This window comes from Desulfuromonas sp. TF (genome assembly GCF_000472285.1).
Taxonomy (GTDB): Bacteria; Desulfobacterota; Desulfuromonadia; order Desulfuromonadales; family ATBO01; genus ATBO01.
Map to the genome: position 1 here is coordinate 81788 of NZ_KI421423.1, position 21902 is coordinate 103689.

Genomic DNA, 21902 nt, shown 5'->3' on the forward strand with positions numbered 1-21902 from the left:
CCCGACAGTTTCGGTGACCAGATGTCAGATCATCATCCCTCCCACCCAGTACAGCACCATCCCCACCAGAACGGTCCCTCCCAGGCTGCGGGTTTTCACCGCGAACAACAGGGTCGGAACGGCGACCAGCAGCTCGAGCTTGCCGAGGGCGACGTTGCGCGCCGCGGCATCGGCGAACAGGAGTGGAGCCACCAGGGCGCTGAGGATGGCGACAGGGATCAGGCCGAGCCACTCGATGAGCCATTGCGGCATCCGCCTGTGGGCCAGGTAGAGCAGGGGGAGGGCGCGGGGCAGGTAGGTGACCGCTCCCATCCCGGCGAAGAGGAAGAGGTAGTCGACGAAGCTCATCGGTGTTTCTCCCTTCGCCGCTTCAGAAGGTATCCCGCCGTCGCGGCGCTCATGGAAGCGCCGACGATGTAGGAATTCCCTGGGATCATCACGTACCAGGCGACGGAAAGCGCCGCCGCGAGCAGGCCGGTGAGGAGATGGATGCGCCCCTTCAGCTGGAAGGCCAGCAGGCCGAGGAACATGCCGGTCAGGGCGTAGTCGATCCCCATCGCCCCCTGGGGTACGAACTGTCCGACCAGGGTGCCGAAAACGGTGGCCAGGATCCAGGCGGAATTGGCCAGGTGATTGACCACAAGGGCCCGCCAGCGGTCCCAGTCGCCCTCGCGGAAGCGGGTCATGTTGGCGGCAAAGCTCTCGTCGGTGATGCCGTAGGAAAAGACGGCCAAAAACCTCCGGCTCACCCCCTGCAGGTGGACGGCCAGCGCCGAGCTCATCAGCACGTGCCGCAGGTTGATGAAGAAGGTGGTCAGGATGATGGCCGGGGCCGAGGCGCCGGCGGAGAGCATGGCGACGCAGATGAACTGGGCGCTGCCGGCAAAGACCAGGATCGACATCATGGCCACGGCCCACCAGGGAATCCCCGCTTTCTGGGCCAGCACCCCGAGGGCGAGACCGAGGGGAAAGTAACCGAGGCAGATCGGCCAGGCCGTCGCCGCCCCCTGACGAAAGAGGTTTCTGGTGTCCTGGTTTACGTTCATGTGATCGATACCACGGGCAGAGCCTGCGAGGCTCCGGAGAGACGTTATTTCTTTGGAGATGCCGGAGTCTTGATTGGCGGGACTATAGCAGAAACGAAGGACTCATCCCAGCAAAAGGTGTCCCGCCGGGAAGGTGCCCAGCGACAAAAAAGGCCGCCCCGGTACGGAGGCGGCCTTTTTCAGCGGGGGCGGATGCTGGACCTATTCCAGCTCCTTCCACTTGTAATCGATGAGTTCGAGGAGCACGCCGTTCATTTTCTTGGGATGAATGAAGGCGAACTCGCAGTCGCGGAAGGGGCGGGACTTCCCAGTGGGGTCATCGGCCAGGGGTTCGGGATTGGGGATGAAGGGGTAGTCCTTTTTCTCGAGTTCCCGGATGGCGTCGCGGGTATTCTCCACGTTGAAGCTGATCAGCATGACCCCCTCGCCGTTCTTCTCGATCCACTTGGCCACCGGTCCGTCGGCCGTGGTCGATGCCATGAGCTCAAAGCCCACGCCGCCGAGCCAGTAGCGGGCGACGCGGATCTTCTCCGGCTCGTCCACGTACGGATCGTCCGGCTCCGACTTGCCGAGGACCGGTTCCCATATCTTCCTGGCGGCGTCGAGGTCTTTCACGGCGATGCAGATGTGATCTATTTTTTTCGATTCCATTGTTCCTCCATTTAAGGGGTCATACGGTCTTCGCGGCATGACCGGCCAGTATGTTTCAATTCAGCGTTTCACGGTTCTGGAAATCTGCGCAATCCTTTCCATGACCTTGTCCAACCCATGGTTGTCCATCAACGATTCCAGCCCTATCTCGATCTCGCTCCTCTTTACTTCCTCGGGGACTTCCTCTTCCCATTCCGTGTAGGTCAAAGCATCGACCCGGCAGACCTGAACACACATGGGTTCCGGCAGCGGCGGATCGGATTCGCACATGTCGCAGGTCAGCGGGAGCCCCGAATCGGGCTCCTTGAATAGATCCCGGGACGGACAGGAAGCCCTGCAGAAGCTGCAATCTCTGTATCCCTTTCCGTCGACCGTATAGGTGTTTCTGCCGGTGCATTCAGCCGGAGTATACTCGCCGGCCCGGATCGGAACATACACATCTTTCCGGTCATCGACGACGACCCGGATCCGGGACCGCGCCGGATTGGTGCTGCTGAATCGCGGAACGGCGTGAAATCCGGAGCATGCCATCTCACATGCGCGGCAGCCGATGCATTTGTCGAGGTCGACGTTGATTCTTTTGCCGGTTCTCTTTTTTAACCCATCCCTCACGCTTACCACCCCTTTCACTGATTTCTTCTAGATCGCAGTCCTTTCAAAAGGAGCAGCCTCATCCTCCGTCAGAATTCCCCGCTGGATGAAGTCCTCGCTCACGAAATCCAGGCCCAGCCCGTCCAGGGTCTCCCTGGTCGGAATGCCGTCGTTATTCCATCCCTTGAACTTGTAATATTCGTCCAGCAGCTTCTTTTCCGTTTCGGGTTCACGATTTTTCCAGTGGTCCTCGGGGGGCTTCTCATCGGCTCTCCTTAGTCCCCTTCTGATATTGAGGGCCCTGACAAGATTCCGATTTCTCTTCGCTGTCTCCCAGAGCCTGTCCGAATCAAGGTCGATCCCCGACGCATGTGAGATGAAGCCGGGCAGATTATAAATGTGATAGGGCGGCCTTCCGCCGAACTGCCCCCTGAACGACGACAGAAAGGCGCAGGTGCCGATGGCATCGTCGATGTAATGCATGGTCTCATTCCAGTCGCAGATGTGAACAGCGGCTTCGATCGATGGATTTTGACGGGGCTCCCATTCCATGAACCATTTTTTGAACCTCTCGGGAGCCGCGTCCCACTGCTTTACGAACTCCTCCCTCTCTTTCCTGTCGGCAATGGGCGCCTGTGGGAAGGATCCTTCAATCTGGGTGATATTGATCTTCTCGCCGGTGGCATACATCAGAAAATAAGGATAATTAACATGCCCCAGCTTGATGGGCACCTGTTCGAACTTCTTGATGGTGTTATGATCGTATTCTTCCGCACCGTTTCCGATCTGCCGGGCCGCCCAATAAACGCCGTTGGCCAGAACATCGCCGATCCCTTCCCGCCGGACGATCTTTTCGACGAGGTAGAAAAATCTGGACTCGTTGTCGGCAGGGAAGTCCGGCAGGTCCTTGTCCGTTAGAATACCGGCCTCGTAAAGTTCGATGGCGAAGGCCATGACCTGCGGCGTCGAGTAGGCGTCGAGTCCATGCTCCTGGGTCACGCCGATGATGTCATAGTCGAAATCGAGGTCTCCAAAGGCTGCCATCGCATATGTCAGCTTGCTGTAGCATTTCTGGAAATACGGAGGCCGCCCAGGATAGACGATCGCCTGATGGCAATCCTTCGGACAGTTGTGGCAGGCCGTCCAGCGAACCCGCAACTTCTCTTCAAGCGCCATCCACTCTTCTTCCATCTCTTTGGTAAAGAAATTCCTTCTCCGAGCCCGAGCATTCCCCCAGGCAAAATTGTCGACGTGAAAGGCGTCGCCTTCCCCGTGAGCCATGGTGTCCCCGCAATCCTTGTTGTCATGCATCTCCCGATACATGGGTATGCTGATCTCGGAAAGCTCAGCCGGCCTGGCAACATGGACGTCCCTGGTCCCCCGAACGACGATCGCCTTTATTCTTTTATCCCCCATGATCACGCCGACCCCTCGCGAGGCGCTGGAGTTGGCGTGTTCGATGCTCGCCATATAAACCCTGTTTTCACCCGCCAGGCCGATGGAGGCTACCTGGGCGTCAGGCTCATTCAATTCCTCCTTAAGGAGAGTCGCCGTTTCCTGAGCACCTTTTCCCCGCAGGTGGCCGGCATCACGAATCTCCACCTTGTCGTTCTTGATCCACAGATAGACCAGGTCGGGGGCCTTGCCGCGGAAGATTATTTTGTCGTAACCGGCATACTTCAGTTCCGGACCGAAAAATCCCCCGAACAGGGAGTGCGAGTAGAGACCCGTCTGGGGAGAGAAGGTATCGACCGACGTGCGGTTGGCGCCGGGAACGGGAGTGGAATGCAGGAGGCCGGTGCTGAATATGAGCAGGTTGTCGGGAGAAAAAGGGTCGACCTCGGGCGGAACCCTGTCCCAGAGGATCTTCGCGGCGGTCCCCTGTCCCCCAAGGTAAAGTTCGGTCATTTCCGGGTCGGTAGCGACCTTTTCGATGTTTCCCCGGGAAAGATCGATCTCCAAGTCAAAGCCTGTCTCCGCGTACCGCATTTCTCTTAACTCCTTCTATTTGACCGGCGCATATGGGTATTGGCGTACCTCTTTACCACTATGGCCGCCATAAAATCAAAAGCTTGAAGGCATTTGAACAGGGATGAAGGGGATAAAAGGGATGTAATCCCAATTCCTTAAGATGAATCATCCCCTTCATCCCTTTTATCCCCGTGAATAGTTTTGACTTGTCACGGACAATCTAAAAACTTGCCTCAGGCCGAGGTGATGGCAAACACGCGCACCGGGCTGCCGGACCCGCCGACGATCTTCATGGGCGCGGTAATCAGAATCGCCCCTGTGGGCGGCAGCTGATCGAGGTTGCACAGGCTGGCAAGGCCGTATTTGCCCGCGCCATGGATCAGATGATGGCAGGGAAACATGGGGTCGAAGAGATGGGACTGACCGGCGTCCGTCCCCACGGTCTCTGTCCCGAATCCGGCCACATCGCGTTCGATCAGGAAACGAATGCATTCCACGCTCGGTCCCGGGCAGTGGGCTCCGTCCTCCTTCAGGTTGAGAAAGGCGTCCGCGTCGGTGCGCTTGGACCAATCGGTTCGCATCAGCACCCAGGAGCCTGCGGGGATGCGGCCGTGCGCCTGCTCCCACTTCTCCAGAAATTCGGGAGTCAGCAAAAAGTCCTCGTCGTCGGCCGACTCCTTGCTGGTGTCGATGACGCAGACCGGCGCGATATGATTTTGTACGGGAATGCTGTCCAGGGTGTTGTGCGGTTGGTCTTTACCCGTGACCCAGTGGCTCGGGGTATCGAAATGCGTCCCGGTATGCTCGCCGAGCGTGATGGTATTCCAGTGCCAGCCCGGCCCCTTGTCATCATACCTGGAAATGACCTCCCTGGTAAAACCTGGCGATTGGGCGAACTCGGGCGGCAGGGCGATCACAGGCGTCTCCTCGCCCAGCGGTTGCGTCAGGTCCACCATTTTGATGCTTCCATGCGTCAGACCATTCAACACATGCTCCAACACCTGCGAAGGATTCGACATGTACATAGCGTATACTCCTGTCTTGTTAGGGTTGTTGATCGAAAAATTCGCATTTCCAGGGCCGCCGCAAACCGCCAAGGAACTTCGGTCGCATATCAGGCCGGGAGCTTACATTCTAGATAAGGCATCCGCACACTATGGGGCATATCCTTTGCCACTATGATGCCAATCCTTCCTGCTTCTCTTAACTGACTGAAAGTTATAGATTTTAGTCCTTTTTGGAGAAGTGAAACCGAGGTTGAACGGATATAAGAAAACTTTGCGGGATTATTAAGCCGGATGGAAAGGAGACGGAATAACCGGGGAGAGACAGGTATAATCTAGTCTTGGGCTCATAAGAAAAGCTTGCCCCCTTCGTCGTTCCTATTCGCCTTGAGCCTGGTACGTCTCGAACTTCCTGCGCAGGTCATCGGGAACCGGAGTGGGTTTTCCGTCCTCCAGGTTGATAAGGACGAGAACCGACTGGGCGCGCAGACGCTGTTCCTCAGCCACCGAGCCGATGAATTCGATCGTTATCGACGTCGATCCTATCTTCTTCAGCCGTACCGATATGTCGATCACTTCGCCGAGCAGACATGGCTTCATGAAGCTGCACTCGGTATGGGCGGTCGGCAGCCCCAGCCCCCGGTTCAGAATGAGCCCTGCGTAGTCGACCTTCAGTTCGATGTTGAACCAGTCTTCAACCGCCGCCTGAAACTTCTCGAAAAACCGCGAAAAAAAGACGAACCCCCCCGGGTCGGTATGAGTAAAACGAGCCCGGCTGCTGTGCGTATAGTAGGGTTTTTTGTCTGGCATTGTTGTTCCTGAGATCAAGGAAGGATATCCGGCGCCTGACGGCAAGGGGGTGAGGCTGTCCTGCCGGACAGCCTCACCGGATAGAAGGGGTTACGCTACTTTTTGTTTCCGAAGGGCCTGGAGAATCTTTTCCGGCGTGATCGGAGCTTCGGTGAACATGATTCCAAGGGCGTGAGAGATGGCATTGGCTGTAGCGCCCACGGGGTTCACCGGCCCGGCTTCGCCGACGCTCTTGAGACCGAAGGGAGCCACGGGGTCGGGCTGTTCCACCAGGATGGTCTTGATCTTCGGCATATCCATGGGTCCGAGCATTTTGTAGTCGGTGAAGCTGTTGTTGCGGCACAAGCCCTTCGCGTCATAATGGATATTCTCGGTGAGGGTCATGCCGAGTGCCTGCTGGGCTCCGCCCTCGAGCTGCCCTTCAACCGCCTTGGGATTGATGGCCCGCCCGATGTCGTGCGCCAGAACAAGCTCCAGCACCTTGACCTCACCGGTTTCGGTGTCCACCTCCACTTCGGCGAAGCAGGCGCCGAAGGGAGGGGAGTTGTGGCTGGGAAAGTGGCTGGCATATCCCTGGATCTGTCCGGGAACGCCGTTGGCTTCACCGGTCTGCGGATTGACGAAGTGATAGACTCCGGTGTGGCAGATTTCCCGGACGCTCATCGTCTTTTCGGGGTCGGCTCTGGAGATGACCCGGCGGTCCCTGATCTCCAGATCCTCCGCCGGCACGTCCAGGCGCTGCGCCGCGCGTTCGATGAGCTGCCGATTGACGTCCTCGCAGGCCTTGAGTACGGCGCCGCCGCCGACATAGGTGGTGCGGCTGGCGTGGGAGCCGATGTCGAAGCCGGCCGCGTCCATGTTGACGAGCAGGTGGATCTCCTCCATCGGCATGCCGAGGGTCTCGGCAGCCATCTGCTTGAGCACCGTGTGGGCTCCCTGGCCCAGGTCGGAGCAGGAGAGGGTGATGACGGCGGAGGCGTCTTCGTTCATCTTGACGGTGCAGGTGGTGTGCTCCAGGAGCATCGGCATGGCGCCGCTGGTATGGTTCATCACGCCGACGCCGATCCCCCGTCGCTTGCTGCCGGTCTGGTTGGCGTAGCGGGCGCGTTTTTCCTTCCAGCCGATGGCCTCCGCTCCCCTGTCGAGACACTCGTCCAGGGCGCAGGAGGAGTAGGGTACGCCGATGCACCAGCCGTCGTCGCCGGCCTGCTTGTGCCACTTCTTGCGCCACTCCACGGGATCGAATCCGAGCTTTTCGCAGGCCCGGTCGATCATCTGCTCCAGGACGAAGTTGGTCTGGGGATTGCCGTACCCGCGAAAGGCGCCGCTGGGGGCCTGGTTGGTGTAGAAGGTGTCGCCCTTGTAGCGGATGGCGTTGAACTTGTACATGCCGGTGAGCCAGGATCCGGTGGTAAACGCCGTCCCGGAGCCGTGGGTATAATAGCCGCCCCTGTCCGAGGTGAAATGCGCGTCGGCGGCGACGGGAGTGCCATCCTTCCTGAAGCCCATTCTGATCCGGTACTTGCCCGGATGCCGGCTTTCCGAGGCGACCCAGTCTTCCTCGCGGGCCGACTGGACTTTGACGGGCCGGCCGGGAACAGCCATGGCCATGGCGCAGGTCTCGGGCTCGAAGACCATCCCCAGCCGGGCGCCGAAGCCGCCGCCGATGGTGGTGGAGACCAGGTTGATCCGCGACATCGGCAGTTCGAACAGGCGGGCCAGTTTGTTGTGAACACATTTGGGCATCTGGGTCGAGGTCCAGCAGTTCAGCCGCCCCGACTGATCATAATGGGCCACATAGGCGTGGGGTTCCATCTGGGCCTGTTTGACCTTGGGCAGCGTGAAGGTCTCCTCGAGAACCAGATCGGCCTTTTCCATCTCGGCGTTGACATCCCCCCAGCCGTAAGCGTTGTCCGGAAAGAGCGCCTCGGGAAGCTGGAAGGCCATGTTGCCGGGCTTGCGCTCATCGAACTGGTACGCTTCCGGCACGGCGGATTCCTCGGCCCGCAGATAGACCGGCAGGGGCTCGTAAAGGACTTTGACCTTCCGGGCCGCGATCTCGGCAATCTCTTCGGTCTCGGCGATGATGCCGCAGATGGCGTCCCCCTGGTGGCGGACGTGGTCGGTGAAAATCCGCTGGTCCTCGATATCCCCCAGAAGCTGACCCAGGTCCTCTGGAACCATCAGATCCAGAACGCCGGTGTTGTATAAATTCCGGGTGACATCTCCGGGGCCCAGGACCTTGACCACCCCGGGCACTTTCTGTGCTTCCGAGAGGTCGAGGCGGGACACCCTGGCATGGGCATGTTCCCAGCAGCGCACGATTTTGCCGTAGAGCATGCCGGGGAGATGGAGGTCGGCGGCATAGACGGCCTGCCCGGTGACCTTCTGCCGGGCATCGACCTTGGGAACGCTCTTGCCGATATAGTTCAGTTTGCTCATCAGCTCATACCTCCAGCTTTTCGGAGTTGAGAATTGTCGATCATCCGGCTGGCACGCTGCACGGCCCGGACTATTTTTTCATATCCGGTGCAGCGGCAGATGTTGCCTTCCAGTCCACGGCGGATCTCTTCCTCAGAGGGCGTCGGATTATTTGCCAGGATGCTTGCGGTTTTCATCACCATCCCCGGCGTGCAATAGCCGCACTGAATGGCTCCCTCGTCGATGAAGGCCTGCTGGATGGGATGAAGTTCCCCGTCGCGGGTGAGGCCGCCCACCGTGGTAATGTGCCGGCCTTCGACCTCGACGGCCAGGGTGAGGCAGGAGCAGATACTCTCCTTGCCGTCGACGAGTACCGTACAGCCGCCGCATTCGCCGGTTCCGCAGCCGTATTTCGTCTCCGTCAGCATGAGATCGTCACGCAGGGCCTGCAGCAGAGTCCGGTTGGCGGGTACTTCCAGCCGGTGCTCTTTGCCGTTGACGTTGAGCTTTATGAATCGGGTTTTCATGCCATCCTCCCGTGCTTTGTTCGTGAAACGATTAGTTCCGGCCTTCCGCCGCCCGCTCGATCACTCTGCGGAGAATGACTCCGGCAACCTGCCGTCGATATTCAGCGGTCGAGCGCTGATCGTCGATGGGAGCGATCTCCCTGCGGGCGGATTCCGCGACTTGAAGGAGGATCTCTTCATTCAGGGTTGCGCCCGCGAGCACGGTTTCCGTCTGCTTGAGGCGCAGGAGAGTGGGGCCGACGCATCCCATGGCGATGCGGGCCTGCCGGCACACGCCCCGATCCATTTCGAGGCGGACGGCGACGTTGATCTTCGCCAGGTCCTCATGCACCCGGGTCAGGCGATGGAAAGCCGAGCGGGTCCCCGGGCCGGGCGCCGGAATCCGGAGCTCGACAGCCAGTTCATCGCTGCGGCGGGCGGTTTCGCCGTATCCCACCCAGAAATCATCGATATCGACCGACCGACGGCCCTCGGGCCCTTCCAGGACGACCTGGCCGCCCAGGGCGAGTATGGCGCAGGAGCAGTCACCGGCGGGGGAGCCGCGCATGATGTTGCCGACGACCGTGGCCATGTTGCGGATCTGCGGCGTGGCAAAAGTGAGCGCCGCCTCGTGGAGCGCCGGGTATTTCTCAGCGATCATGGAGCTGGCCAGGAGGCTGGATATCTTGGATCTGGCGCCGATGCGCAGCCCTTCTCCGGGGTTGAATTCGAGGCGATCGAGTTCCGGCAGGGAAGAGAGGCTGAGCAGTGCAGCGGGATTGATCTTGCGGATATAGTTCCAGATCAGCAGGTCCGTCCCCCCAGCCAGAATCGACACTTTGCCCTGGTATTGTTTCAGTATGCCGATGGCTTCCGGGATGCTTTGTGGTGTGAGATACTCAAACTGAGGCAATACTCGACTGCTCATAATGATCCCCTTCCGGACAATAAACCATTGTTTTGCATGTAGTGGACCGTCTCCGGTGTGCCGTCTACGTTGATCCCCTTGCCATCCGGTGCTATCCCGCTTTCAGAAAGATGCTCCGTGCGGTCAAGGTTACGCACCCTCCCAGCATAACACATTGTAAAACAATGTTATCAAGCCCTCTCTGATCGGGTCAATGTAAAAGGCAAACTGGTAAGCAATGGCTTGAGATTGTTTTTTTTCAGGACAATATCCTCGCCCCGATGGCGAGGATATTGTCCATTCCGAGCCTATTGCCCTCTCTTCCGAAGGTATTGCGGGGTGAACTGGTTGGGAGAAACATCGTCGGGGTTGTTATGAGCGTGGAACTGACCGGTCGTGCAGTGCATGGCCTGCGTATCGATCATCGTGAAGCTGTCCCACTGGGCGACGTTGCTCCCTTTGTTGATCTCCAGGTGGTGATCAGGGTGTGATTCCCCGATCAGCCAGGTTTTCCAGAGTTTGCCGGCCCGGTCGTAAGAGATGGTGCGGCTGAAAAAGCCGGTCTGGGCATCCATGTACATGATGCGCTTGCTGATCGGGTGGTTGGGATCTACCGGAACAGCTTCGATCACGTAAACCTTCCTCACCTGCCAGTTCACCTTGGGGAAACAGCCGCCTTGTCCGCCGAAATCCACATAACGGTAGCCATCGGGCTCCTTGAACTCGTCGGAAAGCTCCGGAAGCTCGTTGTGATTGTAGTAGGGAAGGAGAAGCTTCTCCGTTCCTTTGTAGGTCCATTTCTGGTCGGCGACGCGGTTGTTGTATCCCTCGAAGTCCTCGATCATGAGGTCGGAGCCGAGAAAGGCATCCGTCGTCTGGCCGGAGGAGAGCCGCCTTACTCGGCGCTGGAAGCCGAGATAGAGCCATGCGTTGTCGCGCTTCAGGTCGTCCTCGTGGCGCTGAATGAGCAGCTGCGTGTTCTCGACGTCGAAAGGTTCCTCGACCCGGAGGTACAATCCCCTGAAAATGTCGGAAGGATTGGGCTCTACGTTGGGGATCGGCTCCTGCGTCGTCCGATGCTTGAAGTTGAGGGAATGAACTTCGAATTTGATCTGTCGTTCAATTTTCCCGCTGTTCATGTCCCGGTATTTCCAGTAGAAGGGATAGATCGTCCCTCCGTCGCCGGCAATCAGGGCGTACTTGTTGTTGAAAGCGAGTTTCGTACCGGCCTGGGGGTCATTGGCGTCCGGCTCTTGCACGAAGGGCCTGCCGGCCAGGTAATCGACGAGATTCCCCTCAACCAGTTTTGTTTTGTTCAGGTTTTTCTTGGTCGCCTCGACGTACGGCGCGGGCAGGTCGAAGGAAGTGGTCTCCATGACGGGTATCTCATACCAGCCCTTCTGGATGAATTGATACATGGCGGGGTCAAGATATTCCTTCACCTTCTCCACGTTGTCCTTGTTGATCACCATGCCCGGCTTGATTTTGGTCGTGTCGTAACTGAAGTTCTTGTACGGCGACAGGGAGTTCTCCACGTCGGCATCCGAAGCTGCCTGGGCCGTACCGGCCATCGCGATGAGACCCGTCGCGAGCAGCGCAAAAAATCTTTTCATCATTTGTTGTCCTCCTCTGTTACGAATTTATCGTATCGAACCATAAAGTTTTAAATTTCCTCGCGGATCCTAAAAGGCATAACGGATGTTGAGCGAGACCTCGTCTTCATTTTTCGCCATGCCGAAGGGTCCCGACCGGAACCGTCCGGTGGGCTCATAGCCGCGGGCGCCGATCGTCTGTGCAACCGTCGGGTCCGAATGGAAAGGCGTCGCGGTAAAAGGCGGGAACTGGTTGCCGGCTCTCAGGTCGTTGAAGTTGCGGGCTCCGTGCCCGATCTTGGTGTTCCAGCGGGCCGTGATGCTCAGGTTGTCATTGATCAGGTAGCTTATGCTCGGTTCGATCGCCGCCGATCGGGCCTTGGTGTCCCAGGCTGTCAGAACCTGCGGACTCAGCCGGTCGTTCTTCCACCAGCCCTTGAGCAGCATGGTGACGATGTAGTTGTCTTCCCAGTCGGGGATGCCGATTTCGCCGAGGGGGCCTTTTTCGAGTTCGTGGTCGAGAAGATGCTGTCCGAAAACCTGGGTCGAAATGAGAAACGCCTTGTTCGGGTTCAGCGCGCGGATGAAGGTGTTGCGGTCCCAGCCAAAGACCCACCGGACGACATCCGAATCCGAAAAAAGTTCGGGACGGGCGGTGTTGATGAATTCTTCCCCCGTGGTGTAGGCGACCTCCACGCGGAAGACCGACTTGATGAAGTCCGCGTAATAGTCCAGGGAGCCGCCGAAGAGGTTGATCCTCGCAAATTCGATGTCGAAGGCCGGAAGGAATGGCCGGGGCGCCAGGTCCTCACCCGGCGTAAAGGGGTTGTTGGCGGGGACGAGACCGCGCAGGGTCGGCAGATGTGAGCGGTAGTTCAGATAGTTCAGCGAGAAGCCGAGGTCCTTGAACACGCCTTCGATCTTGCCCCCGAACTGGGTGTTGGAAAGCGACCAGGAGGGCATGTCCACATCCCGGATGCCGATCGTATGCTCCGGGAAATCGACGGCTGTGTTCAGGAAGGCGAAGTTGCTCACCGTGCCGCCATTGTCCCAGAGGTTTTTCATCCCCCGGAAGAAAGAGCCCGCGTCGAGGATCTGGTTCGGCGTTCCTCCCTGACCGAGATTGTGCGGTCTGAACTTATCGAAGTTCCAGACGAACGAGTAGTTCAGGTCGTCGAAGATCTTGCCGGGTCCCGAGCGGTATTCCGTTTCCAGCATCCACATCGGGATGCGTATGTCTTCCAGTTCGTCGTAGATGTTGTTGCGCGAATAGTCGACGGGGTTGATGACATCAAGAACCCTGAACAGGTCCGTGCGCCCCCAGACGATCTGTTGCCGGCCGAGTTTGAATCCCAGCTCCTTGTATCCGTCGCCCAGAGGCACGGTGGCCGTGAGGTAAAACTCACGGAGCCAGTCGTGTCGGTCGTTGAACTCGGGAAAACGCAGCTCGTCGCTGTCCGCGTCCATGTAGTCGTCGAGACAGCCCCGCGAATCCTCGTCACAGGGCCGAACCGGAACACCGAAGGTGAGGCCGCCTTTGGGGTCGTGCAGGTGTTCGCCAAGGACTTCCAGCCCCTCGTTCGGATTTCGCGCCGTATCGAAGTCATCAGCCAGAACGAGACCCCCGCCATGAGGCACCTGAGCGGCCGGGATGACGACGCCGGGTCCGAACGGCGGCGGAGGGGTCGGGCCGCCGGCCTGCTCAAGCGTGATCGGTCCTCCGGCCTCGTCGCCCCATTCGTCGTCATTCAGATCGTACACGCCGTCGTAGGTGGCGCGCAGCGTGGTGTTCAGGGAAACCTCCGAAAAGATGCCCTTGGAACCCAGGTCCTTGCTGTATTCAAGCTGCACGGTGTTTCTGAGTTTTGACAATCCCCGATCATCGGTGTAGCGATGGTGCGTGTCGTTTTCGATGAAACCGCTGACTCCCGCCCTCACGGGAGATGCGGCGGCCAGTGTGATGACCGCCGAGAAACCCACGAACATTGTGAATCCCGGCCTTGTGAACCTCCAATTTCTCAACTTCATGACAATCAACTCCCTTTCTTCATGCGCCAGGCTCCCGAGAGATCCCACTGTTCAATCGGGAGTTCCTGCCTTATTGGCATATGCCACCGACGGATAGGTCGGTTTCAGCTGAGACGGTTCTTGCGGGGTGGTATCCGCCCCATCGACGATCAGTATGTCATCCTTGTCATAGAGGACCTTCACAATGAAGTTGGGTCGGAAGATGAGCACCCAGGAAGGCACCAGGAAGATGGCGGCCATGGCATTGAGGATCAGCATGACGCACAACAGCAGAGCCGCATCGGCTTGAAACCGCAGGTCGGAAATGAATACCCACATGATTATCCCGCCGATGAGGGTTGCGGCGGTGAATCCAACCGCCTTTCCGGTCGTGGCGAAGGTCCGCCGGATGGCCCCGTTCAGGTTCAGTCCCGCGCCGATTTCCTCGCGAATGCGGTCCATGACGTATATGGAGTAGTCGATGCCGATGCCGATGCCGACGGCGATGATCGGGACCGTATTGACGTTGATGCCGATCCCCTTGATCCCCATGTAGGCATAGGTCAGGGTGGTGGCGAAGGCCATCGAGCACATCATCAGCAGTCCGGCATGAAGAGACGAGTAGAACAGGGTGACGAAGAGGAAGATTAATCCGAGCACGAGGGGAATGACCAGCATGTTGGTGCTGTAGGCCGCCTCGTTGATGGCTGCGGTCACCCCGATCTGGCCGCCTGCCAGGCGGAAGCTGAGCCCTTCCACTTTGGAGCCGGTTTCGCCTATCCACTGCTTGATCTGGTGGATGGCACGGCGAATGGTTCCGCCTTTATGGTCCTTGTAGTAGAAAACCATGTTGGCGGTCTGCTGCTCGGTGTCGATGAATTCCTTCTCCGCACCCGGTATCGGACTGGAGGCCATATAGGCGAACAGCAGGCCGCCCACGTAGGAATCGGAATCCGGTATCTGCGACCAGCGGGGATCGTTGCTGTGGAAGATCCGGTTGACCTGCTTCACCAGGCCCGGCACCGCCTTGACGCCTCCGAGCTCAGGGTCGAGCAGCATGTGCCTTTCCAGATCCTCCAGCGCCCGCAGCACTTCCGGGCGTTTAATCCCGCCCGGTTTGTCTGTGCGCGCCAGGACAAAAAGTTCTTCGGAGCCGGGGAATTTTTGATTCACAGCCTTGGAGGAAACGTTGTAATCGTGATCCTGATACAGCAGGGGAGATCCGGACTCCGCCTCGCCGATCTGGACCCAAGAACTGAAATACCCGCCGCAAGTCATCATCAGCACGATCAGACACAAAACCGTAATGGCGCTCCGTCGCGTGCTCACTGAAGCCGCAAAAGAGTCCATCCATCCGGCGAGTCTCGAATCCTTCCTCTTCACTGCCCGAGGCCGTGGCAGTACCGCGAGCATCAGGGGCATGAAGATCAGCACGACGAAAATCACCGAAAATGCCCATAGCGAGGCGTAGTGCGCCATCTTGGTGTTGATCGGCACGGAACCGAGGGCGATCAGCAAAAGACCGATCGCGTCCGAGACGACACCCAGGGACCCTGGACGAAAGAGGCTGTTGAAGGTGTTCCGCGCCGCGATCCGGGTATTATCGACGAGCTCCAGTTGCTCGTAATAGCGTTCGACGATCTGGATACCGTGCGACATCGCCCTGGCGGAAATCAGGAAAGGTATCACCAGGGTGAGAGGATCGAGATTGTAGCCGAGCAGGGAGATGGTGCCCAATCCCCAGATGGTCGCCATCAAAATGCCCAGCAGAGGCAGAACGATTCCGTAAAGACGTCGGAAGTAGAGGATCAGCAGGGAGACCATCATCAGCAGGGTAAAGAAGAAAATCTGCAATATCTGCCCGACATAGGTAAACACCCAGCCGACGAGCATGGGCGCACCTGTGGCGTGAATTTCAATCCCGGACCGCGCCGCCGCTTCTCTAATCGTCTGAACCCCCGCGAAAATCGCCTGATAGTCGAGAGCCCCTTCGTTGAAGGTTGCCTTGATCAGACCGGCCTTGAGGTCGGGGGAAACCAGCAGCCCGTACACTCGCGGATTGGACATGACGTCCTGACGCATTTGCGCCAGTTCGGCCTCGCTCATCTCTTTCTTGAGGGGATCGTAATGCGGGGCCGAGTTGACATCTCCGGTCTGGGTCAGCCAGACCTTGCGAACGGTCCGGTGGGTGACGCTCGACACCAGGTTGTGATTCACGCCGGGCAGTTTGTCGACATCCTCCGTCAACTGGTGAATCACGCCGACGGTTTCGTTGGTGAAAATGTCTCCATTCTCCACTTCGACCGCCAGGATGATATTGTTCGCCCCCCCGAAATCATCCCGGATTTCATTGTGTGTCTTGATGTAGGGATGCTCTTGAGGCAGCAGGTCGGCGAATTCGGAGTACATTTTCACGCCGGGGATCTGGACGGCGAAGAAAACCGTCATCGCCAGGATGATCGACAACCACAGGTAGGGCGCACCGAACAGCACGTCGTCTATCTTGTGAAACAGATGATGGATGGTCTGTTTGATTTTTTTCATTTTTTAATCCATTAATGAAATAGATTGTTTTTAATTTCGGGTAGAGACCAGAAATAAGGCACCGGCGCCGCCGGCGATCAAAAGTTCCTGGCCGTTGACGGGAAGTGCCGTTCGCAGGTAGGATCCGACCGGCTTGTCATGATTCACCCCTTCCCATCGACCATCTTTGCGATGCAGCATCACGCCTCCCTCGCCTACGACAAAGAGTTCCATCCCCTGCCGGGCCAGTCCGTAGAGAGGTGCATCAGTGGGCGTGTCCTCATAAACCCACGATTCGCCGCCGTTTGAAGTTCGAAGGATCTTGCCGTTCAATCCGACGACATAGCCGTTGTCACGATCAAGGAACAGGGCCGCCTGAGGATAAAATTCGTTCGATATGCTCGGTCCGATTTCCCAGCTTTCACCGCCGTTTTCGGTGATGGCAACCGTTCCGAATTCGCCCACGGCTACGCCGAACTGATGGTCCACGAATTGTAAGGCAGTGAACATGGCGTCCTGGTCGAAAGAGGTGGTTTCCCAGGTTTCTCCCTTGTCGGTACTGCTCATAAGTGTGGTAAAGCTTCCCCCTGCCCAGAGCCGGTTCCCGGGGTCGCAGGAGAGGGTCGTCATCGACTCGGGCGTCTCGAGCTCGTTTGCGTTCCAGGTGTTGCCGTCATCGGCGGAGACCCATACCCTGCGCATGGTGTCGAGGGCCGCGAAGGATCCGTCCGGGCAGGAGACGACCTCGATCAGGTTGGGAACTCCGGTCAGATCGTGCCGCGTCCACTGTTTTCCTTCGTCACTGGTCACCAGAACGGCGCCCGCGGAACTCACCACCACCGAGGCCCGATCATTTTTCGCGGCCGATAAGAACTGGTCGAATCGCTTAACCGGTCTTTCGGAAACTTTCTCCACGCCTTTCAGGTCAAGGGGCGCCTCACATCCCGTCATCGTCATCAACATCACGAAGATGCAAAACCCTCTTCTTACTCGTAAATCGTTTCGTAGCATTGAAAATCTCCCAAGGTGCATGTGGAGCTTTGGAACAACTGTTGTGGAATGCTCAGTACACGTAACGTTGTTTTGTTGATATTCCGCGAAGAGGATTAGAGGGTTGTCGGATTTCAGTTCTTGCAACCGGTAAGCACCCAGACTCTTCGCGTATTTATCGCAACTATGATGCCAAGCCTGACGAGACGTTTAAGTACCCAAAATAACATCGTTTTATTTTATTTTGAGGAGGACCGCGCCCGGGATTGGGTATAAAAAAGACTTGGCAGAATGCTGAATTGAAAGAAATGTCCCTTTAAATTCAATGAGATAAGAGGAGTATAAGATTGATTGGATCTATAAGATAATTTTGTCCCCTTCGAGGCTCGGGAGAATCAGACCGTTCACGCTCATCTCCCCCCGACCCTCTGCCCATTTACCTCTCCTTTCATTTATAACCATGTTCCCCCTTGCTTCGCAGTAGATCTCCTGAGCATTCAGACATTCCCGGTAGAAAAATAAAACAGCGTAATTTTTTCTTGACGCCAAGGCTCGGCCTTGATAGTGTTTTTATATGCAGAACAAGTGTTCTGTGTGCAGAACATAATCGGGGGCATCATGGACGATAAAAAGGACAAAAGCACGCAAAGATATCTGGTTCCCGCGGTGAAGCAGGCTTGCCAAATCCTGTTCTGTCTGGCGGGAAACCATGCCGCCCATATGAGCCTGATGGAGATCTGCGCCCAGGTGGGGATCCACAAGAGCAAGGCTTACTCCATCCTCCAGACACTCCATGGGTTCGGCTTGGTGCGCAGAAACGGCGACCGCCAAGGATACTCTTTGGGGCCCGCATTGATCGCGCTTTCCCGCAAGACACTCGACGATCTGGATGCGCCGCAGCTTGCAAAGCCCGTGTTGGAGGAGCTTTCATTGAAGCTCGGCTGCACGGCAACCTTCGGACTCATCGCCGGCAACAAGGTGTTTGTGGTCGCCAAACACGAGGGGGTGTCGGATGTGGGGGTCACCATTCGTACCGGACACCGTTTTCCGTTGTCCTACGGCTCTCACGGCAAGGCGATTGCCGCATTTCTTCCCAAGGCTGAACGTGAGCTCCTGCTTCAGGAACCCACGGTCTACTTCCATGGGCCCGCCAGAAATTTCGACAGGAAACGTCTGCATTTGGAGATGGAAGAGTGCCGCCGCGAAGGGTTTGCCCTGGACCTGGGAGAGATGAAGCCGGGGCTTAACTCGCTGGCCGTGCCGGTGTTCGGTCCCGGGGCGGCGCCCATAGGCTACATCGCCATGGTCGGCCTGTTTTCGGAACAGGAGGCCCGTGACTTCGGGCCGCAGGTGGTTGCTTCCGGGAAGTTCCTGTCGCGTCAACTGGGCGCCCGGATTGATTAATAAGGCTTCCAGCGGAGTCAAGTGGAGTTGAAGAAGCAACAAGGAGGCACGGTGGAAATGGTGACGAAGAGAAGGAAAAAATCCGTAAGCAGGGACGTCCGTTTTTTCGTCAACGGAACACCCGTGGTATTGGAGATCGGCAGCCAGCCCCATCAGCTGGAAACATCGCACACTCTGGCCCATACCCTGAGAGAGACACTGGGCCTGGTCGGCACCAAGGTGACTTGCGACAACGGGGCTTGCGGATCCTGCACCGTTCTTATGGATGGGAAGGCGGTCCTTTCCTGCATGACCCTGACGATCGAGTGCCAGGGGAAGAGTATAACGACCATCGAGGGGCTGCGTGATTTCGAGACCGGTCGTCTCGACCCCCTGCAGCAGTCTTTCATCGATCATACGGCTTTTCAGTGCGGCTTTTGCACGCCGGGGATGATTCTGAGCGCAAAGGCGCTCCTCAACGAAAATCCATCCCCAAGGGAAGAAGAGGTGAAAGAGGCTCTGTCCGGAAACTTCTGTCGCTGCATCAGCCATTACCAGGTGGTCAGGGCCGTCATGGCAGTCGCGGAAGATGGGAGCGAGAAATGACCGAATCCTATCGTTTTATCGGCAAGTCGACGCAGCGCAAGGATGCGGTGGAAGTCGTCACCGGTGCGACCCAGTACCTGAATGATATCAAGTTTCCCAACCTGCTCTACGGCAAGGTGCTCCGCAGTCCCCATCCCCATGCCTTGATCAAAAAAATCGACAAGAGCAGGGCCGAGCAGCTGCCCGGAGTCAAGGCGGTGCTGACCTGGGAGGATGTGCCGGACTGGAAAGGGGGCACGCCCCGCATCGTCCGGATTCTCGACCGAAAGGTGCGCTACGTCGGCGATGCCGTGGCGCTCGTCGCTGCCGTCACCGAGGAGATTGCCAAAGAGGCGGTGGGGTTGATCGCTGTCGAATACGAACCGCTTGCGGCCGTCTTTGACGTAGAAGAGGCGATGCGGCCGGATGCTCCCCAGCTCTACGACGAGTTGCCCGGGAACATCGTCACCCCCGGTTTTCCGGCCTACGGGCCCAAAAGCCTGAGGGAGGTCGTCACGGGAGATGTGGAGCTGGGATTTCGCGAGGCCGACGTCATTTCAGAAGGGACCTTCGGCTATGAAAACATACCCAACCCCATTCCGCCGGAGCCGCCGGGAGCGGTGGCTGTCTGGGAGGAACCGAACCGGGTGACCCTCTGGGTATCCAACCAGTCCTCCTATCTGGACAAGGTCGTTCTCTTCCACATCTTCGGCAAGAAGGTGGAGGTGAGAACTCATGGCGCGGCCTGCGGCGGCAGCTTCGGCACCAAGCTCATGTCCTGGCCGGTCCAGACCTATGCCACCCTCCTGAGCCGGGCCACAGGCCGGCCGGTAAAGCTCATCTTCACCAAGGAGGAGCATATCGCCGCCTTCGTCCTTCGGCCGGGGTCGCGGATGCAGGCCCGGATCGGCATGAAGCGGGACGGGACGGTGACGGCGGTTGCAGGCACGTGGCTGGTCGACACGGGATACTATTCGATGCTGACCCAGGCCCAGGTCGCCGTGGGGTGCGGGGAGGTGCAGCTCATGACCCGCTGCGCCAACTGGGATCTGAGGACCTCCATCGTCTGCACCAATCGCAATGCCTCCGGCGGGGTCAGAGGATTCGGCGGCCAGGAGTTGAAATGCTCCTTCATTCCGCTCCTCTGCCAGGCGATGGAAAAGATCAACCTCGATCCGTTGGAGTTCATCAAGAAGAACTACGTCAAGCCGGGGGACGGCTACTTCTGGCGTGACGGGGCCTGGTACACCTACCGGGGAATCGACTATTCGGATGCCATGGAGCAGGGGGCCCGGCGCTTCGGCTGGCAGGAAAATTGGAAGGGCTGGCTTCAGCCCAGCGCGGTGGACGGCAGCAGGCGAAGGGGAGTCGGGGTCGGCGTCCATGGCAATGCCGACATCGGCGAGGACTCGTCGGAAGCCTATGTGCGTTTGCATCCCGACGGGACGGCCATTCTCTTCTCCTGCATCACCGAGCACGGCACCGGTCAGCGCAGCAACTATGTCAAGATGGTGGCCGAGGTGCTGCAGTTGCCCATGGAGCAGATCTCGGTCACCCCAGCCGATTCGCTGACCAATCCCTTCGAGTTCGGACCGGTCGGCTCCCGCGGTACCTACGCCATCGGCAGCGCCGCCATCAAGGCGGCCGAAGACGCCAGGAAAAAGCTCCTTGAACTTGCCGCGCCCCTTCTTGCGGCGAACCCCGAGGATCTGGAGACCGCGGACGGGGTGATCTTCGTCCGGGAACAGCCGGGGCGGAGCGTCCCGTGGCGTGCCATCGGCCATGAACGGACCGTCCTCGGCTACGGCCGTTTCGATCCCGATTTTACCCTGGCCAACTGCATGACGACATTCGTCGAGGTCGAGGTAGATACGGAAACCGGCAAGGTCGATCTCCTCCGGGTGGTGAACGCCACGGATGTCGGCCAGATCATCGACCCCCCCGGCCTTGAAGGGCAGCTCAACGGTTGCCTCGGATCTTCCGGTATCGACAGCGCTCTCTTCGAGGAAACGGTGCTCGACACCTCCACGGGCCATATCCTCAACGCCAACATGATCGACTACAAGTGGCGCACCTTCTCGGAACTTCCCCCCATCGACAACGTGGTTCTGGAAACCCCCGTTTCCAGTCATCGTTTTAAAGCCATTGGTGTCGGTGAGGTGGCCACATCCCCCGGTCCGATGGCCGTCCTGATGGCCGTTTCAAATGCCGTCGGCGTCTGGCTGCACGAATACCCCGTCACGCCGGAAAAAGTCCTCATGGCCCTGGGCAAGGTTGCGCCAAAAACCCGGACAGGAGGTGGAGCATGAAGCCCTTCATCCATATCAACGCCCTGACCGTCGATCAGGCCGTGGCGGCCCTGGTGGAGTACGACGGAAAGGCTCGGCTCAATGCGGGCGGGACAGACCTTTTTGGTGTGCTGAAGGATGAGTTCCTCCCGGAATATCCTGAGGCGATCATCAATATCAAAACCGTCGCCGGACTCGATTACATCATCGAGGAAAAGGGGGGCATCAGGATTGGGGCGCTGGCAAAACTCTCCGACCTGGCGAGCGACCCCCTACTCAGAGAACGTTACGGCGTTCTCGCCGAGGCGGCCCGTGCCGTGGCCAGCCCACAGCTCCGCAATGTGGCCACTATCGGCGGCAACCTCTGTCAGGATGTGCGCTGTTGCTATTACCGCTACCCACGGCATATCGGCGGCCCCATTCAGTGTGCACGCAAGGGCAGCGGGCCTTGCCTTGCCGTGCGGGGTGACAACCGCTGTCACGCCCTCCTGGAGGGACGGAAATGTTTCGCCGTCTGCCCTTCGGATATGGCTGTCGCCTTGACGGCCCTCGATGCGCGGATGCTCGTGGCCGGTCCGGCCGGTGAACGGCGGATCGCGGTCAGGGAGTTCTACACCCCGCTGGGCA

18 protein-coding genes are annotated in these 21902 nt (G+C 58.5%); 4 read left to right on the forward strand and 14 right to left on the reverse strand.

Annotation, left to right across the window (positions count from 1 at the left end; translation table 11 throughout):
• Positions 1 to 24: 24 nt before the first annotated feature.
• From DTF_RS0116180 to DTF_RS24030, 14 genes are all read right to left on the reverse strand, one after another.
• Complete coding sequence (locus DTF_RS0116180; RefSeq protein ID WP_027716165.1) at positions 25 to 348, reverse strand: AzlD domain-containing protein; 324 nt, start codon at positions 346 to 348, stop codon at positions 25 to 27.
• On the reverse strand, positions 345 to 1046 hold the full coding sequence (locus DTF_RS0116185; protein ID WP_027716166.1) for an AzlC family ABC transporter permease: 702 nt from the start codon (positions 1044 to 1046) through the stop codon (positions 345 to 347). The genes DTF_RS0116180 and DTF_RS0116185 overlap by 4 nt, the downstream gene beginning before the upstream one ends.
• Positions 1047 to 1247: 201 nt before the next feature.
• On the reverse strand, positions 1248 to 1697 hold the full coding sequence (locus DTF_RS0116190) for a VOC family protein (protein ID WP_027716167.1): 450 nt from the start codon (positions 1695 to 1697) through the stop codon (positions 1248 to 1250).
• A 60-nt stretch (positions 1698 to 1757) separates the two neighbouring features.
• Positions 1758 to 2327 (reverse strand): 4Fe-4S binding protein, encoded by a 570-nt coding sequence (locus tag DTF_RS0116195; RefSeq protein WP_226989385.1) that lies wholly within the window; start codon positions 2325 to 2327, stop codon positions 1758 to 1760.
• Positions 2328 to 2336: 9 nt separating this feature from the next.
• Complete coding sequence (locus tag DTF_RS0116200; protein ID WP_027716169.1) at positions 2337 to 4277, reverse strand: aldehyde ferredoxin oxidoreductase N-terminal domain-containing protein; 1941 nt, start codon at positions 4275 to 4277, stop codon at positions 2337 to 2339.
• 215 nt (positions 4278 to 4492) lie between these two features.
• On the reverse strand, positions 4493 to 5278 hold the full coding sequence (locus DTF_RS0116205) for a cyclase family protein (protein WP_027716170.1): 786 nt from the start codon (positions 5276 to 5278) through the stop codon (positions 4493 to 4495).
• A gap of 363 nt (positions 5279 to 5641) precedes the next feature.
• The gene (locus DTF_RS24020; protein ID WP_051361390.1) at positions 5642 to 6073 is read right to left on the reverse strand and encodes a thioesterase family protein; all 432 of its coding nucleotides are present in this window, start codon (positions 6071 to 6073) and stop codon (positions 5642 to 5644) included.
• A gap of 90 nt (positions 6074 to 6163) precedes the next feature.
• Entirely contained in the window at positions 6164 to 8515 is a 2352-nt protein-coding gene (locus DTF_RS0116215; protein ID WP_051361391.1) for a xanthine dehydrogenase family protein molybdopterin-binding subunit, read from the reverse strand.
• Positions 8515 to 9021, reverse strand: coding sequence for a (2Fe-2S)-binding protein (locus DTF_RS0116220; protein ID WP_027716172.1), 507 nt, complete (start codon positions 9019 to 9021; stop codon positions 8515 to 8517). Before DTF_RS0116220 ends, DTF_RS0116215 begins: the two co-directional genes overlap by 1 nt.
• Before the next feature lie 31 nt (positions 9022 to 9052).
• A complete protein-coding gene (locus DTF_RS0116225) occupies positions 9053 to 9928 on the reverse strand; it encodes a xanthine dehydrogenase family protein subunit M (protein ID WP_035057697.1) in 876 nt (291 codons plus the stop codon).
• A gap of 287 nt (positions 9929 to 10215) precedes the next feature.
• A complete protein-coding gene (locus DTF_RS0116230) occupies positions 10216 to 11523 on the reverse strand; it encodes a DUF1329 domain-containing protein (RefSeq protein ID WP_027716174.1) in 1308 nt (435 codons plus the stop codon).
• 66 nt (positions 11524 to 11589) lie between these two features.
• Positions 11590 to 13485: a DUF1302 family protein gene (locus DTF_RS0116235; protein WP_051361392.1), complete on the reverse strand. Its 1896-nt coding sequence runs from the start codon at positions 13483 to 13485 to the stop codon at positions 11590 to 11592.
• A 93-nt stretch (positions 13486 to 13578) separates the two neighbouring features.
• Positions 13579 to 16050 (reverse strand): RND family transporter, encoded by a 2472-nt coding sequence (locus DTF_RS24025; RefSeq protein WP_051361393.1) that lies wholly within the window; start codon positions 16048 to 16050, stop codon positions 13579 to 13581.
• Positions 16051 to 16080: 30 nt separating this feature from the next.
• Positions 16081 to 16992: a YCF48-related protein gene (locus DTF_RS24030; RefSeq protein ID WP_226989388.1), complete on the reverse strand. Its 912-nt coding sequence runs from the start codon at positions 16990 to 16992 to the stop codon at positions 16081 to 16083.
• A gap of 645 nt (positions 16993 to 17637) precedes the next feature.
• On the opposite strand from DTF_RS24030, the gene DTF_RS0116255 reads away from it, so the two are divergent.
• The 4 genes from DTF_RS0116255 to DTF_RS24035 form a co-directional block, all read left to right on the forward strand.
• Positions 17638 to 18423 (forward strand): IclR family transcriptional regulator, encoded by a 786-nt coding sequence (locus tag DTF_RS0116255; protein ID WP_155890848.1) that lies wholly within the window; start codon positions 17638 to 17640, stop codon positions 18421 to 18423.
• A gap of 57 nt (positions 18424 to 18480) precedes the next feature.
• Positions 18481 to 19008: a (2Fe-2S)-binding protein gene (locus tag DTF_RS0116260; protein ID WP_027716177.1), complete on the forward strand. Its 528-nt coding sequence runs from the start codon at positions 18481 to 18483 to the stop codon at positions 19006 to 19008.
• Positions 19005 to 21296: a xanthine dehydrogenase family protein molybdopterin-binding subunit gene (locus DTF_RS0116265; protein ID WP_027716178.1), complete on the forward strand. Its 2292-nt coding sequence runs from the start codon at positions 19005 to 19007 to the stop codon at positions 21294 to 21296. The genes DTF_RS0116260 and DTF_RS0116265 overlap by 4 nt, the downstream gene beginning before the upstream one ends.
• Positions 21293 to 21902: xanthine dehydrogenase family protein subunit M (locus tag DTF_RS24035; protein WP_193352711.1), on the forward strand; the 610-nt coding region annotated here is incomplete at its 3' end. The genes DTF_RS0116265 and DTF_RS24035, both read left to right, overlap by 4 nt.

Bases quoted from the DNA above. Each gene is read 5' to 3' on its own strand.
- DTF_RS0116220 (WP_027716172.1), bottom strand. From the start codon at position 9,021: ATGAAAACCCGATTCATAAAGCTCAACGTCAACGGCAAAGAGCACCGG.
- DTF_RS24030 (WP_226989388.1), bottom strand. From the start codon at position 16,992: ATGTTGATGACGATGACGGGATGTGAGGCGCCCCTTGACCTGAAAGGC.
- DTF_RS0116225 (WP_035057697.1), bottom strand. From the start codon at position 9,928: ATGAGCAGTCGAGTATTGCCTCAGTTTGAGTATCTCACACCACAAAGC.
- DTF_RS0116215 (WP_051361391.1), bottom strand. From the start codon at position 8,515: ATGAGCAAACTGAACTATATCGGCAAGAGCGTTCCCAAGGTCGATGCC.
- DTF_RS0116180 (WP_027716165.1), bottom strand. From the start codon at position 348: ATGAGCTTCGTCGACTACCTCTTCCTCTTCGCCGGGATGGGAGCGGTC.
- DTF_RS0116255 (WP_155890848.1), top strand. From the start codon at position 17,638: ATGGACGATAAAAAGGACAAAAGCACGCAAAGATATCTGGTTCCCGCG.
- DTF_RS0116205 (WP_027716170.1), bottom strand. From the start codon at position 5,278: ATGTCGAATCCTTCGCAGGTGTTGGAGCATGTGTTGAATGGTCTGACG.
- DTF_RS0116185 (WP_027716166.1), bottom strand. From the start codon at position 1,046: ATGAACGTAAACCAGGACACCAGAAACCTCTTTCGTCAGGGGGCGGCG.
- DTF_RS0116200 (WP_027716169.1), bottom strand. From the start codon at position 4,277: ATGCGGTACGCGGAGACAGGCTTTGACTTGGAGATCGATCTTTCCCGG.
- DTF_RS0116265 (WP_027716178.1), top strand. From the start codon at position 19,005: ATGACCGAATCCTATCGTTTTATCGGCAAGTCGACGCAGCGCAAGGAT.
- DTF_RS0116235 (WP_051361392.1), bottom strand. From the start codon at position 13,485: ATGTTCGTGGGTTTCTCGGCGGTCATCACACTGGCCGCCGCATCTCCC.
- DTF_RS0116230 (WP_027716174.1), bottom strand. From the start codon at position 11,523: ATGATGAAAAGATTTTTTGCGCTGCTCGCGACGGGTCTCATCGCGATG.
- DTF_RS24020 (WP_051361390.1), bottom strand. From the start codon at position 6,073: ATGCCAGACAAAAAACCCTACTATACGCACAGCAGCCGGGCTCGTTTT.
- DTF_RS24025 (WP_051361393.1), bottom strand. From the start codon at position 16,050: ATGAAAAAAATCAAACAGACCATCCATCATCTGTTTCACAAGATAGAC.
- DTF_RS0116190 (WP_027716167.1), bottom strand. From the start codon at position 1,697: ATGGAATCGAAAAAAATAGATCACATCTGCATCGCCGTGAAAGACCTC.
- DTF_RS0116260 (WP_027716177.1), top strand. From the start codon at position 18,481: ATGGTGACGAAGAGAAGGAAAAAATCCGTAAGCAGGGACGTCCGTTTT.